A 14,094-nucleotide genomic window follows, 5' to 3' on the forward strand; every position below is an offset into this window, starting at 1 on the left:
CGGCCAGATCCAGATGCGGAAGATCGACCGCCGGGAAACGCTTTCTCAGCCTCTCGAGCCGATGTCTCTTGACCTCGCGGCCTGACTGGAGCCAACCTCACATGCCCGGAGCCCGCTGCTCAACAATTTCCACCACATTCGCGACACGACCTAGGTCATGTCGGCGCACCAGACCTGACCGGGGCGGTCCACGCGCAGCCCGCTCAGCAGATAGAGGTAAGTCTTGTGGTCCTTTCTCGGCTTGCTGGTGTTGGGCATTTCGTAGATCGGCAGTGAGGAGGGTCGGAAAACGGTCCGGTGGACCGCTTTCCCGACGAACGCGCATGAGCCGCATCAGCCGCCGGATGCGCTTCTGGTTCACGCCGTGGCCCTCGTTCTGCAGATGCCGGGTCAACTGCCGGAAACCGTATAAGGGGATGTCCAGGAACTGCCGATCGATCAGCTGCGTCAGGCCGAGGTTTTGCTCCGTCTCACGGTCGGCCCTCGGCCCGGGGCTTCGCCCGTTCAGGCCTGACGCCCTTCACCCCAGACGGGGTCATCGATGAAGACCCACGAACCAGCGGAACAGCAGGTTATACTGCATCTGCTCCATCAGCTGCCGCTCGGAGCGAACCGGAAACAGGATCTGGAGCAGGCTGGCCCGGATCAGCCGCTCCGGCGCGATCGAGGGGCGACCGAAATCGGTGTAGAGCCCTTCGAACTCGGCATCCAGGCTGGCCAGCGCGTCATTCACGACCTGCCGGATCTTCCGCAACGGGTGCCGCGCGGGAATGCGGCGCTCAAGATCGATAGCTGAACCGCGACCCGCTCTTTCCGTCCGCTCCGCGCATGATGACCCCCAGCTCCCGGCTCAGCGTGGCGAGCGAAGCTTGCGATCGTTGCATTGCAGCTCTGACGGCGTGCGTGGTCGTGGCGCTCCCATGGCGAACTTGACCCATAATGCTTCCTTCCATCGCCTGGAAAGGATCGCACCATCAAAACCTGGGATCAAACAGCTAGTGACAAGAAATCGCTGGCGACGGCCAGCTCTCCAATCTTGGCATGCAGTGACGGGACTGTTTCCTCATCATGGCCTCCTTGACTCAAAGTTGGCGAAGAAGGCGTCCACGAAACATGGGGCTATTCAGGGGGCGCTGCGGCGGCGCGACATTCGGCGGGTCGGGTCAGTGCCGAGCCCACTCCTGCGACCCCTCGCGCAAAGGGTCTTCTGGCAGCAGCCCTACCGATAGCGCTGGATCTTGGTCCGCCTGCGGCCCCACTTATGTCGCCGATTGCCGCCACTGAGAGCGCACTCATGTTCTTGATTTGTGCCTGAAATTCTGAGTTCGCCAACGTTTTTCGCAGGAGGTTTCGGATTTTCGTCTGCGCATCTTCGGCCTGAGCGGTGCTCAGGTTGTTGATGGCATCGAGAAATCTGCGAAATCGTGGTGTAGAAAGGGCATCCTCCGCTGGAAAAGCGGAGGACTCCAGACCCTTCAGTCATACGACCAGACGGACCAACACGATCTGCGGTCCCCTCTTTTTGATGGAGGTTGGCTTCTTCAACCCTTTTCTTCGTCATTGGTATCGGACGGCACCTCGTCCAGCGGCGGGCCCGGGATGACATAGTCGCCGCGAAGCCACTTGGCGAGGTCGACATCGGCGCATCTCTTCGAGCAGAACGGGCGGTAGCGCGGCTGGCTGCCCTTGCCGCAGATCGGGCAGGCCATCAGGCACCCCCTGCGGCTTCGGCAAGCCGCGCAAGTGGCACGCGGTCGCGCTTGCGGTTCAGTTCGAAAAGGCCCATGGCCGTCCAGCCGACCAGTGTCGTCTCGGCGCCGGCCTGGCGGAATGCCGCGCCCAGCACCTGGTCCAGCGTCGCGCGGTCGCGCTTGGGCATCGGGGCGAAGTCGACGACGATCTGCCCCCCCAAACCCCGCAGCGCAAGCTGACGCGGCAGCTCGCGTGCCAGCGCAATGTTGGCCTTCAGCCCCGCCGCAAGCGAGCTGTCGCCGCCGGTGTTCACGTCCACGGCAACCAGGGCACGGGTCGGTTCGATGACGGCAGAGCCGCCTCCGGGCAAGGGGACCTGCGCGCGCAGCAGATCGTCGACCGCCTCGAGAACGCCGCAGCGGGCGAAGCTGTCATCGCCTTCCTCGACGGCGTCCGGCGCGGGATCGGCCCAGTCCATCCACGCCCGCTCCCACGGGGAGGGGGCATCAAGCAGCAGTTCGGGGCCGCCGAGGTTTTCGGCGCAGATCCGGTCGGCCAGTTCCAGAAGCTCGGTCAGCTCTGCCAGGATGTCGTCGTCGTCCGCAGCCTCGGCGGCACTGCGCAGGATCAGGCCGTGGGAACGCTCGCCCAGAGCATCGCGTCCAAGCGCCTCCAGTTCGTCCCGGCGATCCTCGACGCGGATCCGGCGCGAGACGTTGACGCCGGGCGCCTCTGGCGTCACCAGGGCGTGCCGCCCGCGAAACAGCAGCCGCGTCGCCAACGGCAGCGCCTTGCCATCTTCGGCCACGCCGGCGATCTGGACCAGCAGCGGCTTGCCCTCGGACACGCCCTTGCGGTCGCGCAGATAGCCCATCTGCCCGCCCGGGAGGCGCAGGAAGACCCCGCCCTGCCCCTTCATGAAGCGATCCGAAACGGCCCGGCAGATCGCGCCGGGTGCAAGATCGCTGAGGGGATCAGAAGCAACGAGCAGATCGATCAGCTGGCCGTCCTGCATCAGCGCGGCAGCCTCCAGACCGAAGAGATGGCCGAGAACGACCTGACGACCCTTCATCGGGGCTCTCCTTTGGCGACGGGTTGGATGCCGATCGCGGACAGCATGGCCGCGGTTTCGGACAAGGGAAGGCCTACGACAGCCGAAAACGACCCCCCGATCCACGGGATGAACGCGGCCGCCGCACCTTGGATGGCATAGCCGCCGGCCTTGCCCTGCCAATCGCCGACATCGAGATATCGTTCAAGCGCCCGGTCGTCGATGCTGCGCATCCGCACCCTCGTTTCGACCAGCCGCAGCGCGGTCCTGTCGCCGTGACGCAGCGCCATGGCCGTCAGGACGACGTGGCGGCGCCCGGACATCAAGCGCATGAAAGCGGCAGCCTCGGCCCGATCCGCGGGTTTGCCCAGGATCCGGCGACCCACCGCGACGGTCGTGTCGGCGGTCAGCGCGGCCTCGTCTGCGGCAAGCTCAAGCGCCGCCGCCTTCTCCGCAGCCATCCGGCGCACATAGTCGCGCGGAGCTTCGTTCCTGCGGGATGTCTCGTCGATATCGGCCGGGCGAAGCGCGTGGGGCACGATCCCGATCTGGGACAGAAGCTCCAGCCTGCGCGGACTTGCCGAACCCAGGATCAGCCGGGGCGGCGGTGCAGCTTCCGCGTCGGCCGTGGCCGACACGGCCTTACTTGAAGCGGTAATTGATCCGCCCCTTGGTCAGGTCATAGGTGTTCATTTCCACCTGAACCTTGTCGCCTGCCAGAACGCGGATGCGGTTCTTGCGCATCTTTCCTGCCATATGTGCGATGATCTCATGGCCGTTTTCAAGCTCGACCCGGAATGTCGCATTGGGCAGGAGTTCCTTCACGACGCCGGGAAATTCGAGCATTTCTTCCTTGGCCATGGTCACTCCATAATGATCGTCCCGCTAGATTCGGGACCGACGTTACATGCGTCCGCAGCGCCGGGAATTCAAGGAAAAAGCGTCGTTTCAGCGGCCCGCGATGCCCAAGGGGCTTGTCAGGAAGCTTGGGGCTTCGTCCAGGGACGCTGACGGCATCCGGAACGGGTCGGGTTGACCGAGGTCGATCGGAGCCTGTGCCGCGCCGATCGTCGGACCCTTGACGGCAACCGCATCCTCGTCCGGCACCGACAGGTCGCGCAGACGGATGGCGTGGCAGCCCTCGGCCTCGCCGAACTTGCCGCCCGCCAGCACCTGGCCCGCAACCGTTTCCAGCGTCGCCTGCCCAAGGCAGCTGCGCGGCAGCGACAGCAGCCGGCCTTCCGTCAGGCCCCGCAGCTCGGCCAGTGAAACCCGGCGGCGGCAGAGGATGCCGTGAACTTCGACTGGCGCATCCTGGACGACGTCGTGCAGTGTCGGCCGGGGCGGCGCGGGCGGCGGCGGGGCGGCAATTGCCGGCGCCTCGGCCCGCGGGGTGCGTTGCGGATTGCCCGACTGCGGCAGGGCCAACAGGATGCGGCCCTCGCGCGTCTCGGTTCCGCCGATGCGCAGATCAAGGGAAAGGCTGCGATAGGGCTTGTCCTCGAGCATCAGGCCAAGGGGCCGCGGATCGTCCAGAGGCGTCAGGAACCGATAGCCGGCAATGGATTCGAATCCCTCGACGCCCTTCATCTCGACCGGCAGTTCGGTCAGGAAGGCGTTGATGAAGTCCGAACACAGCAGCGCATCGCTGCGGGTCGGGCGGCGACGTCCCAGCGACCGGTTGGTGACGCGGCCCAGGGCCTGCCACTCGATCAGCGCGGCCACGACCTGGGCGCACATCCCGATGGCCCCCAGGTTGTCGCCAGGTCCCTGCAGGACGGCGACAAGCGGCAGGTCCGGCAGCAGTTCCGGCAGTTCCGCCAGCGTCAGCGCCCCGGGCTTGACCGAGATCGGCAGCACGGCAAGACCGTAGAGGCGGTCCGCAGCACGCCCGATGGCGGTTGCGGCCGCGCGCGCAGGGGTCGGGGCGGGAAGCTGCGGCAGTTCGGGCGCGCCGCCCTGCCCCAGCCGCGCCTGGCTGCGGTGTTGCAGCAACCGGCGCAGCACGCCCTGGCCTTGGGGCGTGCGCGGGGCGCCGTCACTTTGGTCTGGAGGGGTCATGTCACGTCCGAATCAGGCTTTCCTTGCCCTCACAATCCCCCGACGAGGTTGAGAATTGGTTAATCCGCGACCGCAATGCCGGTGGGCGCCCGCCCCGGCGGACGCGCCGGCAGGATGATGCGGAAGGCCGCGCCGCCCTGGCCGGGCAGATAGCTGATCTCTCCGCCAAGGGTCACCATGATCTCTCGGCAGATCGCCAGACCCAGCCCTGCCCCGCCGGCGCGCGCGGGGTCGTTCAGCCGTGCGAACTTCTGGAAGATCAGCGCTTGCCGCCCGCTGTCGATGCCGCTGCCGTTGTCGATGACGTCGATGATCGCCCCGCCCCCGTCACGCGGGCGCACGCGGATGGTCAGCACCGGATGTTCGGCATCGCAATACTTGCGCGCGTTGGTGATGACGTTGATCAGCACCTGCAGCAGGCGGTCGGCATCGGTGATGACGCCCAGATGTTCCGTCGGCAGGTCGCGGTCGATCAGGAAGCCGCGCTCGGGCCGGGTGGCCGAGGCGGCGGACAACGCGCGGGTGATCAGGTCGTGCAGGTTTGCGACCCCGATGGACAGCTGCGCCCGCCCGCTTTCCAGGACCGACAGGTCCAGCAGGTCGTCCAGAAGCCGCGTCAGGCGCGCGGCCTCGGCATGGATGATGCCGGCAAAGCGGCCGCGCTCTTCCTCGGTCAGGGTCGGGTTCTTGAGGATCTCGGAAAACGCGCGGACCGAGGTCATCGGTGTGCGCAATTCGTGGCTGATCTGGCCCAGGAAGGCGTCCTTCTGGACCGACAGCGCGGTCAGCTTGTCGTTCGCCTCGCGCAACTGGCGGGCAGTTCGCGTCAATTCGGCGCGCGCGGCCTCCAGGCGCTGGGTTTCCTCCTTGGCGCGCTGTGCCTCGTCCGCGACCTGCAAGAGGTCCGCGACCGTCAGCGCCACGCCCCCCGCCACACGGTCGATCATCGCATGGGCCGTGGCCGACCCGATCGACCCGGCCAGCCGCCGTTCCAGCCGCGTCAGGAAGCTGGGCGTCAGGTCGGGCAGATAACCGGACTTGCCCTGCGCCCGCGCCTCGGCCTGGAAATAGCGCAGCGCCGGGTCCGCGCCCCAGACGCGGCGCGCCATGGCCAGCAGCGGCTCGGCCCGGTCGTCGCCGCGCATCATGCGGCTGTGGCGGATCGGCTCGACCGCGGACACGAAGGAAAGGCCCTGAAGCCGCTCGACCGGGTCCGGAAAGCCGAAGATGGACATGCCGATGAAGGCCAGCGTGTTCAGGACCAGCGACAGCATGACAGCCGCCGTCCAAGGGTCCATCCCCCGGGGCACCGGCAGGTCGCCCCCGATGCCGACCGACGGCAGGAAGATCAGCGCCATCCATAGGACCAGCCCCGTCCCGATGCCGCAATAGGCGCCCTTGCGATTGGCCCCGCGCCACATCAGCCCGCCCACCATGGCCGGCAGCACCTGCGCCATGCCGGTGAACGCGACAAGACCCATCGAGGCCAGCGCCGCCGTGCCGCCCGACGCCTCGTGATAGACCCAGCCCGCCGCCATGACAGCGAGGATCGCCACGCGCCGCGCGTTCAGGACGAATCCGCGCAGGTCGTCGGCGTCGTCTCCGGCGGGAATGCGGCGCAGCGCCAGCCAGACCGGCACCAGCCAGTGGTTCGACACCATCGTCGCCACTGCAATGGCGCAAACCACGACCATCGAGGTGGCCGCCGAAAAGCCGCCCAGAAAGACCAGCAGCGCAAGAACGTCCTGCCCCTGCGCCGCCGGAAGCGTCAGGACGTAAAGGTCGGGGTTCGCATCGTCAGGCAGCAGTTCCCGTCCCATGACCGCGATCGGCAGGACAAAGAACGACATGGCGAACAGGTAGGCCGGAAAGGCCCAGCCCGCGACGTGAAGGCGTTCCTCGTCCGCGGCCTCGACGACCAGCACCTGGAACATGCGCGGCAGCGTCAGGATGGCGGCGGCCGACACCAGGATCAGCGCGGTCCACCTGTCGGATTTCAAGAGCCAGCCCTCGCCCACGCGCGGATCGGTGCTGGCCCGAGAGATCCGGTCCAGCATGTCCAGCGGGCCTTCAGCCAGTCCCCAGATGACGAAGACGCCAAGCGCGACAAAGGCCAAGAGCTTGACCACCGCCTCGAGCGCAATGGCGGTCACGACGCCGTGGTGGCGTTCGTCGGCCGCCAGGTTGCGCGTGCCGAAGAGGATGGTGAACACCGCCAGCCCCGCCGCGACCCATAGGCCGGTGCCGCCCAGCCCGTCCGGCACGGCGCCGTTTGGGGCGTTCAGCGCGAAGACCTCGAAGGACAGGCGGACGGATTGCAGCTGCAGCGCGATATAGGGGGTCGAGGCGATGACGGCGATCAGCGTGACGATGGCCGCCAGCTTGTTCGACTTGCCGAACCGTGCCGAAACAAGATCGGCAACAGAGGTGACATGGTGCATCCGCGCCACCCGGACGAGGCGCCTGAGGCCCCACCACGCGCCGGTGAAGACCAGCGTCGGACCAAGGTAGATGGTCAGGAACTCCAGCCCCGACCGGGACGCGTAGCCGACCGCGCCATAGAAGGTCCAGGCCGAGCAATAGACCGACAGCGACAGCGTATAGACCAGCGGATGGTCCAGCCACCGCACATGCCCGCGCGCCGCGGCACGGTCGGCGGCATAGGCCACCGTGAACATCAGCGCGACATAACCCAGGCAGGTCGCCAGCAGCGCCTCAAAGGGCATCCTGGCGCTCCTCGGGGGCGTCGCTGGCGCGGGTGGTGGCGGCCTCGGCCCGCAAAAGCGCGCGGTGTAGAAGGCGGACGGCCAAGATCAGCACCGCCCAAAGACCGAAGATCCAGACCGCGCCGCCCGCGTAGCTGACCTGCGACGGAACCCACCAGACCGGCACCAGCACCAGCAGCATCGCCACGATGGGCAGGACCCGCGCCGCGTCGCCCAGCCTGCGGCGGTGAAAGGACGCGCGTTCCAGAAACAGCGGCCGGTCAGGCATCATGCGGGCCCGTGATCCCTCACGCCAGCATCCGGCGGACCTGGGCCCGCAGGTCGGCATTGTCGAAGGGCTTGGTCAGCATCGCATCCGCGGCCGACGCGGCTTCGCGGACCTGGCCGCGGGCGGTCAGCATCAGCACCGGCGTGCTTGCCAGCGCCGCATCGTCGGCAGCGCGCAGATCGGCCAGGATCTCGGCGCCCGAGCGGTTGGGCAGCATCAGGTCCAGGATCACCAGCCTGGGACGGGCTTCGCGGATCGCCTCGATCCCGCCGGCCCCGTCGTCGTGCAGGCCGACCTGCCAGCCTTCCCGCGACAGGATGAAGCGCACCGCCTCGGCGATGTTGGGCTCATCCTCGATCATCAGGATGTCCAGTTGCATCCGCTTCCGCCCTCCCCGGCCAAGCGCGGCGATCATGTGACGGATCACGACCCCGTGTCAAAGGCCTCGTTCGGCGCGCGCCGGCATCTGCGGGACCAGGATCGACGGCTCGCGCCGCGCAGGACAGTCGCTGCGCGGGCAGATGCGGCAGGCAGGACCCACGGCCAGCGCATCGGCGGGGGCCGGACCCTCGGCCGGGACGATCAGCATCGTCGCGCGCGACAGGACCGGGCCGGAGAGGCCCTGCGGCTGGCTGCGCGCCGCGTGGGACAGCGTGCGGAAGACGCGGCCATCCGGTGTTGCGACCGCCCGCTCCAGCACCGTCTGCGGCATGGCGAGCGCCTGGAACAGCGGCCAGAGCGCACAGCTGTCGCCCGGACGCGGCAACGCAAAGCCGATCGCGGGGCGCCGCAGCAGAAGCGCCCCCGACCCGTCGCAGACCAGCAGGCCCGCGCCCTCGAAGCCTGCAGGCCGCAGATCGGCCAGCCGCCGCAGGACCAGGTCCAGCGGCACGTTCAGCCGCGCGGCCAGCAGCACCGGGTCAGGCGGGGTGCCGACCAGCGGGATCGCCTCCACCAACGCGCGGTCGGGCAAGGCCTGGCGGTCGGCCAGCAGGTCCGCCTGCAGCTGCCGGGCCATGTCCTGCGCCGCGTCCGAGGACAGGTCCGCCGGCGCGCTGCCTCCCTGCGCCAGCCAGGCCTCGACCTCTTCCTGGGGGGTCGCGGCGTTGCCCTCGGCCTCGAAGCTGTCAAGATAAGCCACCAGCGCCTGAGCGGTCAGCGACAGGCGCTGGCTGTCCTGGTGCAGGTTCGCGTGGAAGCGCTGGCGCCATTCAGGCGCGATCTCGTCCTCCTCGACAAGAATCGCTGCGGTAGAGCGGACAGCCGTGACCGCCGACAGCACTTCGTGCAACGTGGTCAGCATGTAGGGGTCCTGCGTCATGCGGTCCGACAGGTCGACCAGCTGACGTTCGAGCGCGCCGGCGCGGCGGGAATGCGCGATCAGCAGCGCGGACCAGCCGGGGAACCGGGCCAGGAACTCGGCCACCTGGTCCAGCTCGGGGACGCTTCCGGTCGCGGCGGGGTGGACGGCGGCCTCTCGCAGGGCGGCGATGCGAACTTCCTCGCGGCCCTCGGCCAGCTCGTCCGCGGGAACCTCCAGTTCGGCGGCAAGACGCTCGACCAGCTCGGCGCTGACGGGGCGGCGGTTATGCTCGATCAGGTTCAGATAGGCCGGAGAAATGCCGACCGCCCGCGCAAGATCGGACTGCCGGCGCGACAGGGCCAGACGGCGTTCGCGGATGCGTGTGCCGGTCAGGGTATGCGGGCCCGCGCTCATCGCGCGGGATCAGACCGCCAGCCCATGCCGCCCGGCAAGGTCGGTGAAGAATTGCCACGCCACACGCCCGGAACGTCCGCCGCGCGTCGCCTGCCATTCGATCGCCTCGGCCAGCAGTTGGTCCGGGTCGATCCGCAGGCCATGGGCGTCGCAATAGCCGTCGATCATCGCCAGGTACTGATCCTGATCGCAGGGGTGGAACCCCAGCCACAGCCCGAAGCGGTCCGACAGCGAGACCTTTTCCTCGACCGCCTCGCCGGGATGGATTGCGGTCGCGCGCTCGTTGTCGATCATGTCGCGCGGCATCAGGTGGCGCCGGTTCGACGTCGCGTAGAGGATCACGTTCGCGGGCCGGCCGCTGATGCCGCCGTCAAGAACCGCCTTCAGCGACTTGTATTGCGTGTCGTCATGGCTGAAGGACAGGTCGTCCGCGAACAGCACGAAGCGCCGGTGCGTCGCCTGCCCCAGGATCGCCAGCAGCCGGTCGACGCTGCCCAGGTCGTCGCGCGCGATCTCGACCAGGACCAGCGGCAGGCCTTGTGCCACAGCCTCGGCATGGACCGCCTTGACCAGAGACGACTTGCCCATCCCCCGCGCGCCCCAGAGCAACGCATTGTTGGCCCCGTGCCCGCGCGCGAATTGCAGCGTGTTGGCCAGCAGCGTGGTCCGCGCACGGTCGATGCCGATCAACTGAACCAGGTCAACGCGGTCGACCTGCGCCACGGGTTCCAGCCGGTCTGGATCGGGGTGCCAGACATAGGCGCTGGCGCCGGTGAAGTCCGGCACCGGCACGGGCGGCGGGGCCAGACGCTCCAGCGCGGCGGCGATGCGGTCCAGAGGGTCGGTCACTCGTCGTCCTCGACCCACAGGCCTTGGGCGCGCAGTTCGGCCTCGCGCTTCCTCTCGATGCGGCGGACCAGCTGGATCGAGACCTCGTAGAGGCCATAGACCACCGTGAACAGCACCACCTGCGAAATCACGTCGGGCGGCGTGGCAACGGCCGCCAAGACCAGGATCGCCACGACCGCATAGCGGCGGACCGACCCCAGCCCCTCGGCCGACACAAGCCCCGCACGCCCCATCAGGGTCAGCAGCACAGGCAACTGGAAGCTGAGACCGAAGGCGAGGATGAACTTGGTCGTCAGCGACAGGTATTCGTCGACCGAGCCCTGGAAAACGATCGCGGCCAAGGGGCTTTCAGCGACCGGCGCCGTCGCATCATCGGGCAGCTGCAATGGCCCCTGCTGGAAGCCCAGGAAGAAATCATAGGCCATCGGCAGGATGATGTAGAAGGCGAAGGCCGCGCCGATGAAGAACATCACCGGCGAGGCGACCAGGAACGGCAGGAAAGCCGCCTTCTCGTTGCGATAGAGCCCCGGCGCGACGAAGCGCCACATCTGATACGCGATGATGGGAAAGGACAACACGAAGCCGCCCAGAAGCGAGATCCTGACCGCGACGAAGAAGCCTTCCTGCAGCTTCAGCAGGATCAGGCCGCATTCCTGCCCGCGCGTCTCGAGCGCGTGGCAGATCGGCTGCGTCAGGAAATTGTAGATCGGGTTCCAGACCGTATAGCAGAGCACCATCGCCGTGATGAAGGCGATCATCGACCAGATGATGCGGGTGCGCAGCTCGGCCAGGTGCTCGATCAGCGGGGCCGAACTGTCGTCCAGCTCGTCGTCGTTCTGGGTCTTGCTGGCCACGTCAGTCGTCTTTCATGTCGCTGCGGCGCACGGCCCGCAAGCGGCGCTGCGCCGGCGGCGCGCCATCTGCGGTCGCGGCAGGCGGGGCAGCCGCCGGGGTGGCGGCAGATTGCGGCGTGGGCGTTTCCGCCCGCGGCAGGGCCGGATCGCGCTGCACTGTCTTGCGGGGGGTTGGCAGCTTGGGGTCCCACTTCTCGAACCGCTCGGTCGCGCGGTCCAGCGCGTCGAGGCCGAGCGCCTTCTTCGAAGCAAGGTTCTTCATGTCGCGCAGCGAGCCCGCGGCCTCGTCCAGGCCGCTTCCCTTGGCCGCATCTTCCATGGCCGAGGTGAATTCCCGGGCCATGCTGCGGGCGCGGGCCGTAATGCGGCCAAGCGCGTGGAACAGGTGCGGCAGGTCCTTGGGACCGACCACGATCAGCGCGACGACGCCGATCAACAGCAGTTCGGTCCAGCCGACATCCAGCATGGGACGTGCCTTCCGTGGCTCAGCTGCGGTCGGTCGACTGCGGAGCCGAGGCGGGCGTGGTGTGCGGCGTCACGTCGCGGGCCCGCTCTCCGGGCAAGGGACGGACCTGGTCGTCGGCGGCAGCGTCATGTTCCTCGCTGCCGTCCTTCAGGCCCTTCTTGAAGGACGTGATGCCCTTGCCGACCTCGCCCATCAGGGAAGAGATCTTGCCGCGCCCGAACAGGACCAGGACGACGACCGCGATCAGAAGAAGGCCGGGGAGGCCGATGTTGTTCAGCATGAAAGACTCCATAGCGTGGCCAGAAGGCCGCTCGCCGCCGACATTTACGGCTTCGCGCGCCCGATTGCAAAGCCCTTTCCCGTGAACGCGGCGTCCCGGCGCTTGGCAGCGCACCGCCGGCAGGCAATAAGGGGCGCATGGACATGTCGGCCTATATCACCGCCTTCGTCACGCTTTTCGTGGTCATCGACCCGATCGGCCTGACACCCGTCTTCATCGCGCTGACGCCCGGCATGTCCGGAGAACAGCGCCGCCGCATCGGGTTGCGCGCGCTGGTCATCGCCGCGCTTTTGCTGATGCTGTTCGGACTTGCCGGAGAGGCGATCCTGTCGGCCATCGGCATCTCGATCTCGGCCTTCCGGATCGCCGGCGGGCTGCTCCTGTTCCTGACGGCGCTGGACATGCTGTTCGAACGCCGTACCGAGCGGCGCGAGGGTCAGGCCGACGGCGACGACCTGGGCCACGACCCGTCGGTCTTTCCGCTGGCCATGCCGCTGCTGGCCGGACCCGGCGCGCTGGCCAGCATGATCCTGCTGGTCGGCGAGGGCCAAGGCCTTGTGCACCTGGCGATGGTCAACCTGACCATGGTGGCGGTGCTGGCCATCGCGATGGCGCTTTTCGTTCTGGCCACGCCCCTTGCGCGCGCGCTGGGGCGCACCGGCGTCATGGTCGTGACGCGGCTTCTGGGGATGCTGCTGGCGGCGCTGTCCGTGCAGTTCGTCATCGACGGCCTGCGCGGGTCCGGGCTGCTCGGATGACCGAGGCCGACATCCCCCGGTTGATCTGGTACGGGCTGTTGCTGGTGGTGATCGGCGGGGCGATGGTGTTCGAGCTGTCGGGCCGTGGCGGCCAGGCGCTGCGCCAGCTGCTGCTGTGGGTCGTCATCTTCGCGGGCTTGGCCTTCGCCGCCGACTGGTGGATGAGGCCCCCGGCGCAGCAGGTGTCGACGGATGGCAGCCGGATCGAGGTGCCCGTGGCCCGCGACGGCCACTTCCATCTGACCGCCCTGCTGAACGACACGCCGGTCGAATTCATCATCGACACCGGCGCCAGCAGCATCGCGCTCAGCCGCGGCGACGCAGAGAGGATCGGCCTCGACCCGTCGCGCCTGCGGTTCGACGGCATCGCGGTCACTGCGAACGGACGCATCCCGACCGCCTCGGTCCGGATCGAGCGGTTCGCCACCGGCGATGCGGTTGACCGCAACGTGCCGGCGGTCGTGATCGATTCGGAGCTTCGGGATTCGCTTCTGGGGATGTCCTACCTGCGGCGCTTCGCGCGCGTCAGCTTCGAGAGCGATCTGCTGATCCTGGAGCGCTGAAGCCGGCGGGTCGAGAGGAGATGGCGGGCCCTGAAGGATGACCCACCAGCGGGGCGAGCCGTTGATGCCGAGTTCGTTCTCAAACACGGGGTGCGTTCTGGCATACGTGCACGTCGCACCTGTGGCTGTGGTGCGCAAGCTGACCGTGTCGGACCGCACGATGTGCACCGCCGGCTCTGTGATCTGTTCTGAATAAAAACACACATATTGAGGAAGCAATGGCGTCTGCGAAAGCGGGCCGCCTCCTTTCGGAGGTTCTGGAGCTTATGTCAGCCCGGCGCCAGCCCGCGGAAGCGGATTGCGTCCCTGTCCAGCTTTTCTGGTCGCGCGACAAGGCGAACCGGCGCAAGAAGCGGGCAGCGTCATGGTCACACTTGCCGCCTCCTGCCTCGCGCATGATCTGGATATGCACGAGCCCGGCGAAACGGAGTCGGCCAGGATTTAGTCGAAGGCCGAGAGGATCCGCGCAAAGCAGGCAACCAGGCCGACCGGCAGCGCCCTGCCTCAGGAATGGCCTGATGAACTAGCACGGGCCACACTCGCTGCAATCGCGCTGATGCCCGGTAAAGGCGATGATCGAGTCGCCTTCAGCGGTGAAATGATGGCGGCAGCAGAAGTCGATCTCCTCCCGTTTCCTTGTGCGCTCTCGGCGGCCATGTCCATGTGCGAACCGGTCATGACCTAGCACGCCGCTGAAACAGTCGGCTCTCGAGGCGGTTTGCAGAACATGATCCGTTGCCTGGAAGAGGACGGCGGGGGTCATCATGCGCGGAGCGGACGGATAGAGCCGGTCGCTGTTCAGCTATCGA

15 protein-coding genes and 3 pseudogenes are annotated in these 14,094 nt (G+C 67.6%); 2 read left to right on the forward strand and 16 right to left on the reverse strand.

Going from position 1 to position 14,094, the window contains the following annotated elements:
- Positions 1 to 328: 328 nt before the first annotated feature.
- The 16 genes and pseudogenes from OC159_RS20255 to OC159_RS18545 all read right to left on the reverse strand — a co-directional run.
- A pseudogene (locus tag OC159_RS20255) lies at positions 329 to 508 on the reverse strand (IS3 family transposase); the annotation flags it as partial.
- A gap of 17 nt (positions 509 to 525) precedes the next feature.
- Positions 526 to 830, reverse strand: a pseudogene (locus OC159_RS18480) (transposase); the annotation flags it as partial.
- Positions 831 to 833: 3 nt separating this feature from the next.
- A pseudogene (locus tag OC159_RS20380) lies at positions 834 to 938 on the reverse strand (IS481 family transposase); the annotation flags it as partial.
- A 603-nt stretch (positions 939 to 1,541) separates the two neighbouring features.
- Positions 1,542 to 1,709, reverse strand: coding sequence for a DNA gyrase inhibitor YacG (locus OC159_RS18485; protein ID WP_265502668.1), 168 nt, complete (start codon positions 1,707 to 1,709; stop codon positions 1,542 to 1,544).
- Positions 1,709 to 2,764, reverse strand: a complete 1,056-nt coding sequence (locus OC159_RS18490) for a ribonuclease E/G (protein WP_265502669.1) — start codon at positions 2,762 to 2,764, stop codon at positions 1,709 to 1,711. The genes OC159_RS18485 and OC159_RS18490 overlap by 1 nt, the downstream gene beginning before the upstream one ends.
- Positions 2,761 to 3,381: a Maf family protein gene (locus OC159_RS18495; RefSeq protein WP_265502670.1), complete on the reverse strand. Its 621-nt coding sequence runs from the start codon at positions 3,379 to 3,381 to the stop codon at positions 2,761 to 2,763. Before OC159_RS18495 ends, OC159_RS18490 begins: the two co-directional genes overlap by 4 nt.
- A gap of 4 nt (positions 3,382 to 3,385) precedes the next feature.
- Positions 3,386 to 3,604, reverse strand: a complete 219-nt coding sequence (gene infA / locus OC159_RS18500; RefSeq protein ID WP_010397442.1) for a translation initiation factor IF-1 — start codon at positions 3,602 to 3,604, stop codon at positions 3,386 to 3,388.
- A gap of 87 nt (positions 3,605 to 3,691) precedes the next feature.
- Positions 3,692 to 4,804 (reverse strand): FliM/FliN family flagellar motor switch protein, encoded by a 1,113-nt coding sequence (locus OC159_RS18505; protein ID WP_265502680.1) that lies wholly within the window; start codon positions 4,802 to 4,804, stop codon positions 3,692 to 3,694.
- Between the two features lie 59 nt (positions 4,805 to 4,863).
- Positions 4,864 to 7,530, reverse strand: coding sequence for an ATP-binding protein (locus tag OC159_RS18510; protein WP_265502681.1), 2,667 nt, complete (start codon positions 7,528 to 7,530; stop codon positions 4,864 to 4,866).
- A complete protein-coding gene (locus OC159_RS18515) occupies positions 7,520 to 7,801 on the reverse strand; it encodes a hypothetical protein (protein ID WP_265502682.1) in 282 nt (93 codons plus the stop codon). Before OC159_RS18515 ends, OC159_RS18510 begins: the two co-directional genes overlap by 11 nt.
- A gap of 16 nt (positions 7,802 to 7,817) precedes the next feature.
- Positions 7,818 to 8,177: a response regulator transcription factor gene (locus OC159_RS18520; protein WP_265502683.1), complete on the reverse strand. Its 360-nt coding sequence runs from the start codon at positions 8,175 to 8,177 to the stop codon at positions 7,818 to 7,820.
- A 57-nt stretch (positions 8,178 to 8,234) separates the two neighbouring features.
- Positions 8,235 to 9,515: a short-chain fatty acyl-CoA regulator family protein gene (locus tag OC159_RS18525; RefSeq protein WP_265502685.1), complete on the reverse strand. Its 1,281-nt coding sequence runs from the start codon at positions 9,513 to 9,515 to the stop codon at positions 8,235 to 8,237.
- Positions 9,516 to 9,524: 9 nt separating this feature from the next.
- Complete coding sequence (locus OC159_RS18530) at positions 9,525 to 10,364, reverse strand: ATP-binding protein (protein WP_265502686.1); 840 nt, start codon at positions 10,362 to 10,364, stop codon at positions 9,525 to 9,527.
- Positions 10,361 to 11,218, reverse strand: coding sequence for a twin-arginine translocase subunit TatC (gene tatC / locus OC159_RS18535; protein WP_265502687.1), 858 nt, complete (start codon positions 11,216 to 11,218; stop codon positions 10,361 to 10,363). Before tatC ends, OC159_RS18530 begins: the two co-directional genes overlap by 4 nt.
- Before the next feature lies 1 nt (position 11,219).
- On the reverse strand, positions 11,220 to 11,684 hold the full coding sequence (gene tatB / locus OC159_RS18540; RefSeq protein ID WP_265502688.1) for a Sec-independent protein translocase protein TatB: 465 nt from the start codon (positions 11,682 to 11,684) through the stop codon (positions 11,220 to 11,222).
- 19 nt (positions 11,685 to 11,703) lie between these two features.
- Positions 11,704 to 11,964 (reverse strand): twin-arginine translocase TatA/TatE family subunit, encoded by a 261-nt coding sequence (locus tag OC159_RS18545; protein ID WP_265502690.1) that lies wholly within the window; start codon positions 11,962 to 11,964, stop codon positions 11,704 to 11,706.
- A 137-nt stretch (positions 11,965 to 12,101) separates the two neighbouring features.
- Here OC159_RS18545 and OC159_RS18550 point away from each other — a divergent pair, with 137 nt between their 5' ends.
- A complete protein-coding gene (locus tag OC159_RS18550) occupies positions 12,102 to 12,722 on the forward strand; it encodes a MarC family protein (RefSeq protein WP_265502692.1) in 621 nt (206 codons plus the stop codon).
- On the forward strand, positions 12,719 to 13,285 hold the full coding sequence (locus OC159_RS18555; protein ID WP_265502693.1) for a retropepsin-like aspartic protease family protein: 567 nt from the start codon (positions 12,719 to 12,721) through the stop codon (positions 13,283 to 13,285). Before OC159_RS18550 ends, OC159_RS18555 begins: the two co-directional genes overlap by 4 nt.
- Positions 13,286 to 14,094 lie beyond the last annotated feature (809 nt).

The organism is Paracoccus beibuensis, from assembly GCF_026162625.1.
Lineage (GTDB): Bacteria > Pseudomonadota > Alphaproteobacteria > Rhodobacterales > Rhodobacteraceae > Paracoccus > Paracoccus beibuensis.

Coding starts and splice junctions, on each gene's coding strand:
- OC159_RS18485 (WP_265502668.1), bottom strand. CDS start 1,709: ATGGCCTGCCCGATCTGCGGCAAGGGCAGCCAGCCGCGCTACCGCCCG.
- OC159_RS18490 (WP_265502669.1), bottom strand. CDS start 2,764: ATGAAGGGTCGTCAGGTCGTTCTCGGCCATCTCTTCGGTCTGGAGGCT.
- infA (WP_010397442.1), bottom strand. CDS start 3,604: ATGGCCAAGGAAGAAATGCTCGAATTTCCCGGCGTCGTGAAGGAACTC.
- OC159_RS18505 (WP_265502680.1), bottom strand. CDS start 4,804: ATGACCCCTCCAGACCAAAGTGACGGCGCCCCGCGCACGCCCCAAGGC.
- OC159_RS18510 (WP_265502681.1), bottom strand. CDS start 7,530: ATGCCCTTTGAGGCGCTGCTGGCGACCTGCCTGGGTTATGTCGCGCTG.
- OC159_RS18515 (WP_265502682.1), bottom strand. CDS start 7,801: ATGATGCCTGACCGGCCGCTGTTTCTGGAACGCGCGTCCTTTCACCGC.
- OC159_RS18520 (WP_265502683.1), bottom strand. CDS start 8,177: ATGCAACTGGACATCCTGATGATCGAGGATGAGCCCAACATCGCCGAG.
- OC159_RS18525 (WP_265502685.1), bottom strand. CDS start 9,515: ATGAGCGCGGGCCCGCATACCCTGACCGGCACACGCATCCGCGAACGC.
- tatB (WP_265502688.1), bottom strand. CDS start 11,684: ATGCTGGATGTCGGCTGGACCGAACTGCTGTTGATCGGCGTCGTCGCG.
- OC159_RS18545 (WP_265502690.1), bottom strand. CDS start 11,964: ATGCTGAACAACATCGGCCTCCCCGGCCTTCTTCTGATCGCGGTCGTC.
- OC159_RS18550 (WP_265502692.1), top strand. CDS start 12,102: ATGGACATGTCGGCCTATATCACCGCCTTCGTCACGCTTTTCGTGGTC.
- OC159_RS18555 (WP_265502693.1), top strand. CDS start 12,719: ATGACCGAGGCCGACATCCCCCGGTTGATCTGGTACGGGCTGTTGCTG.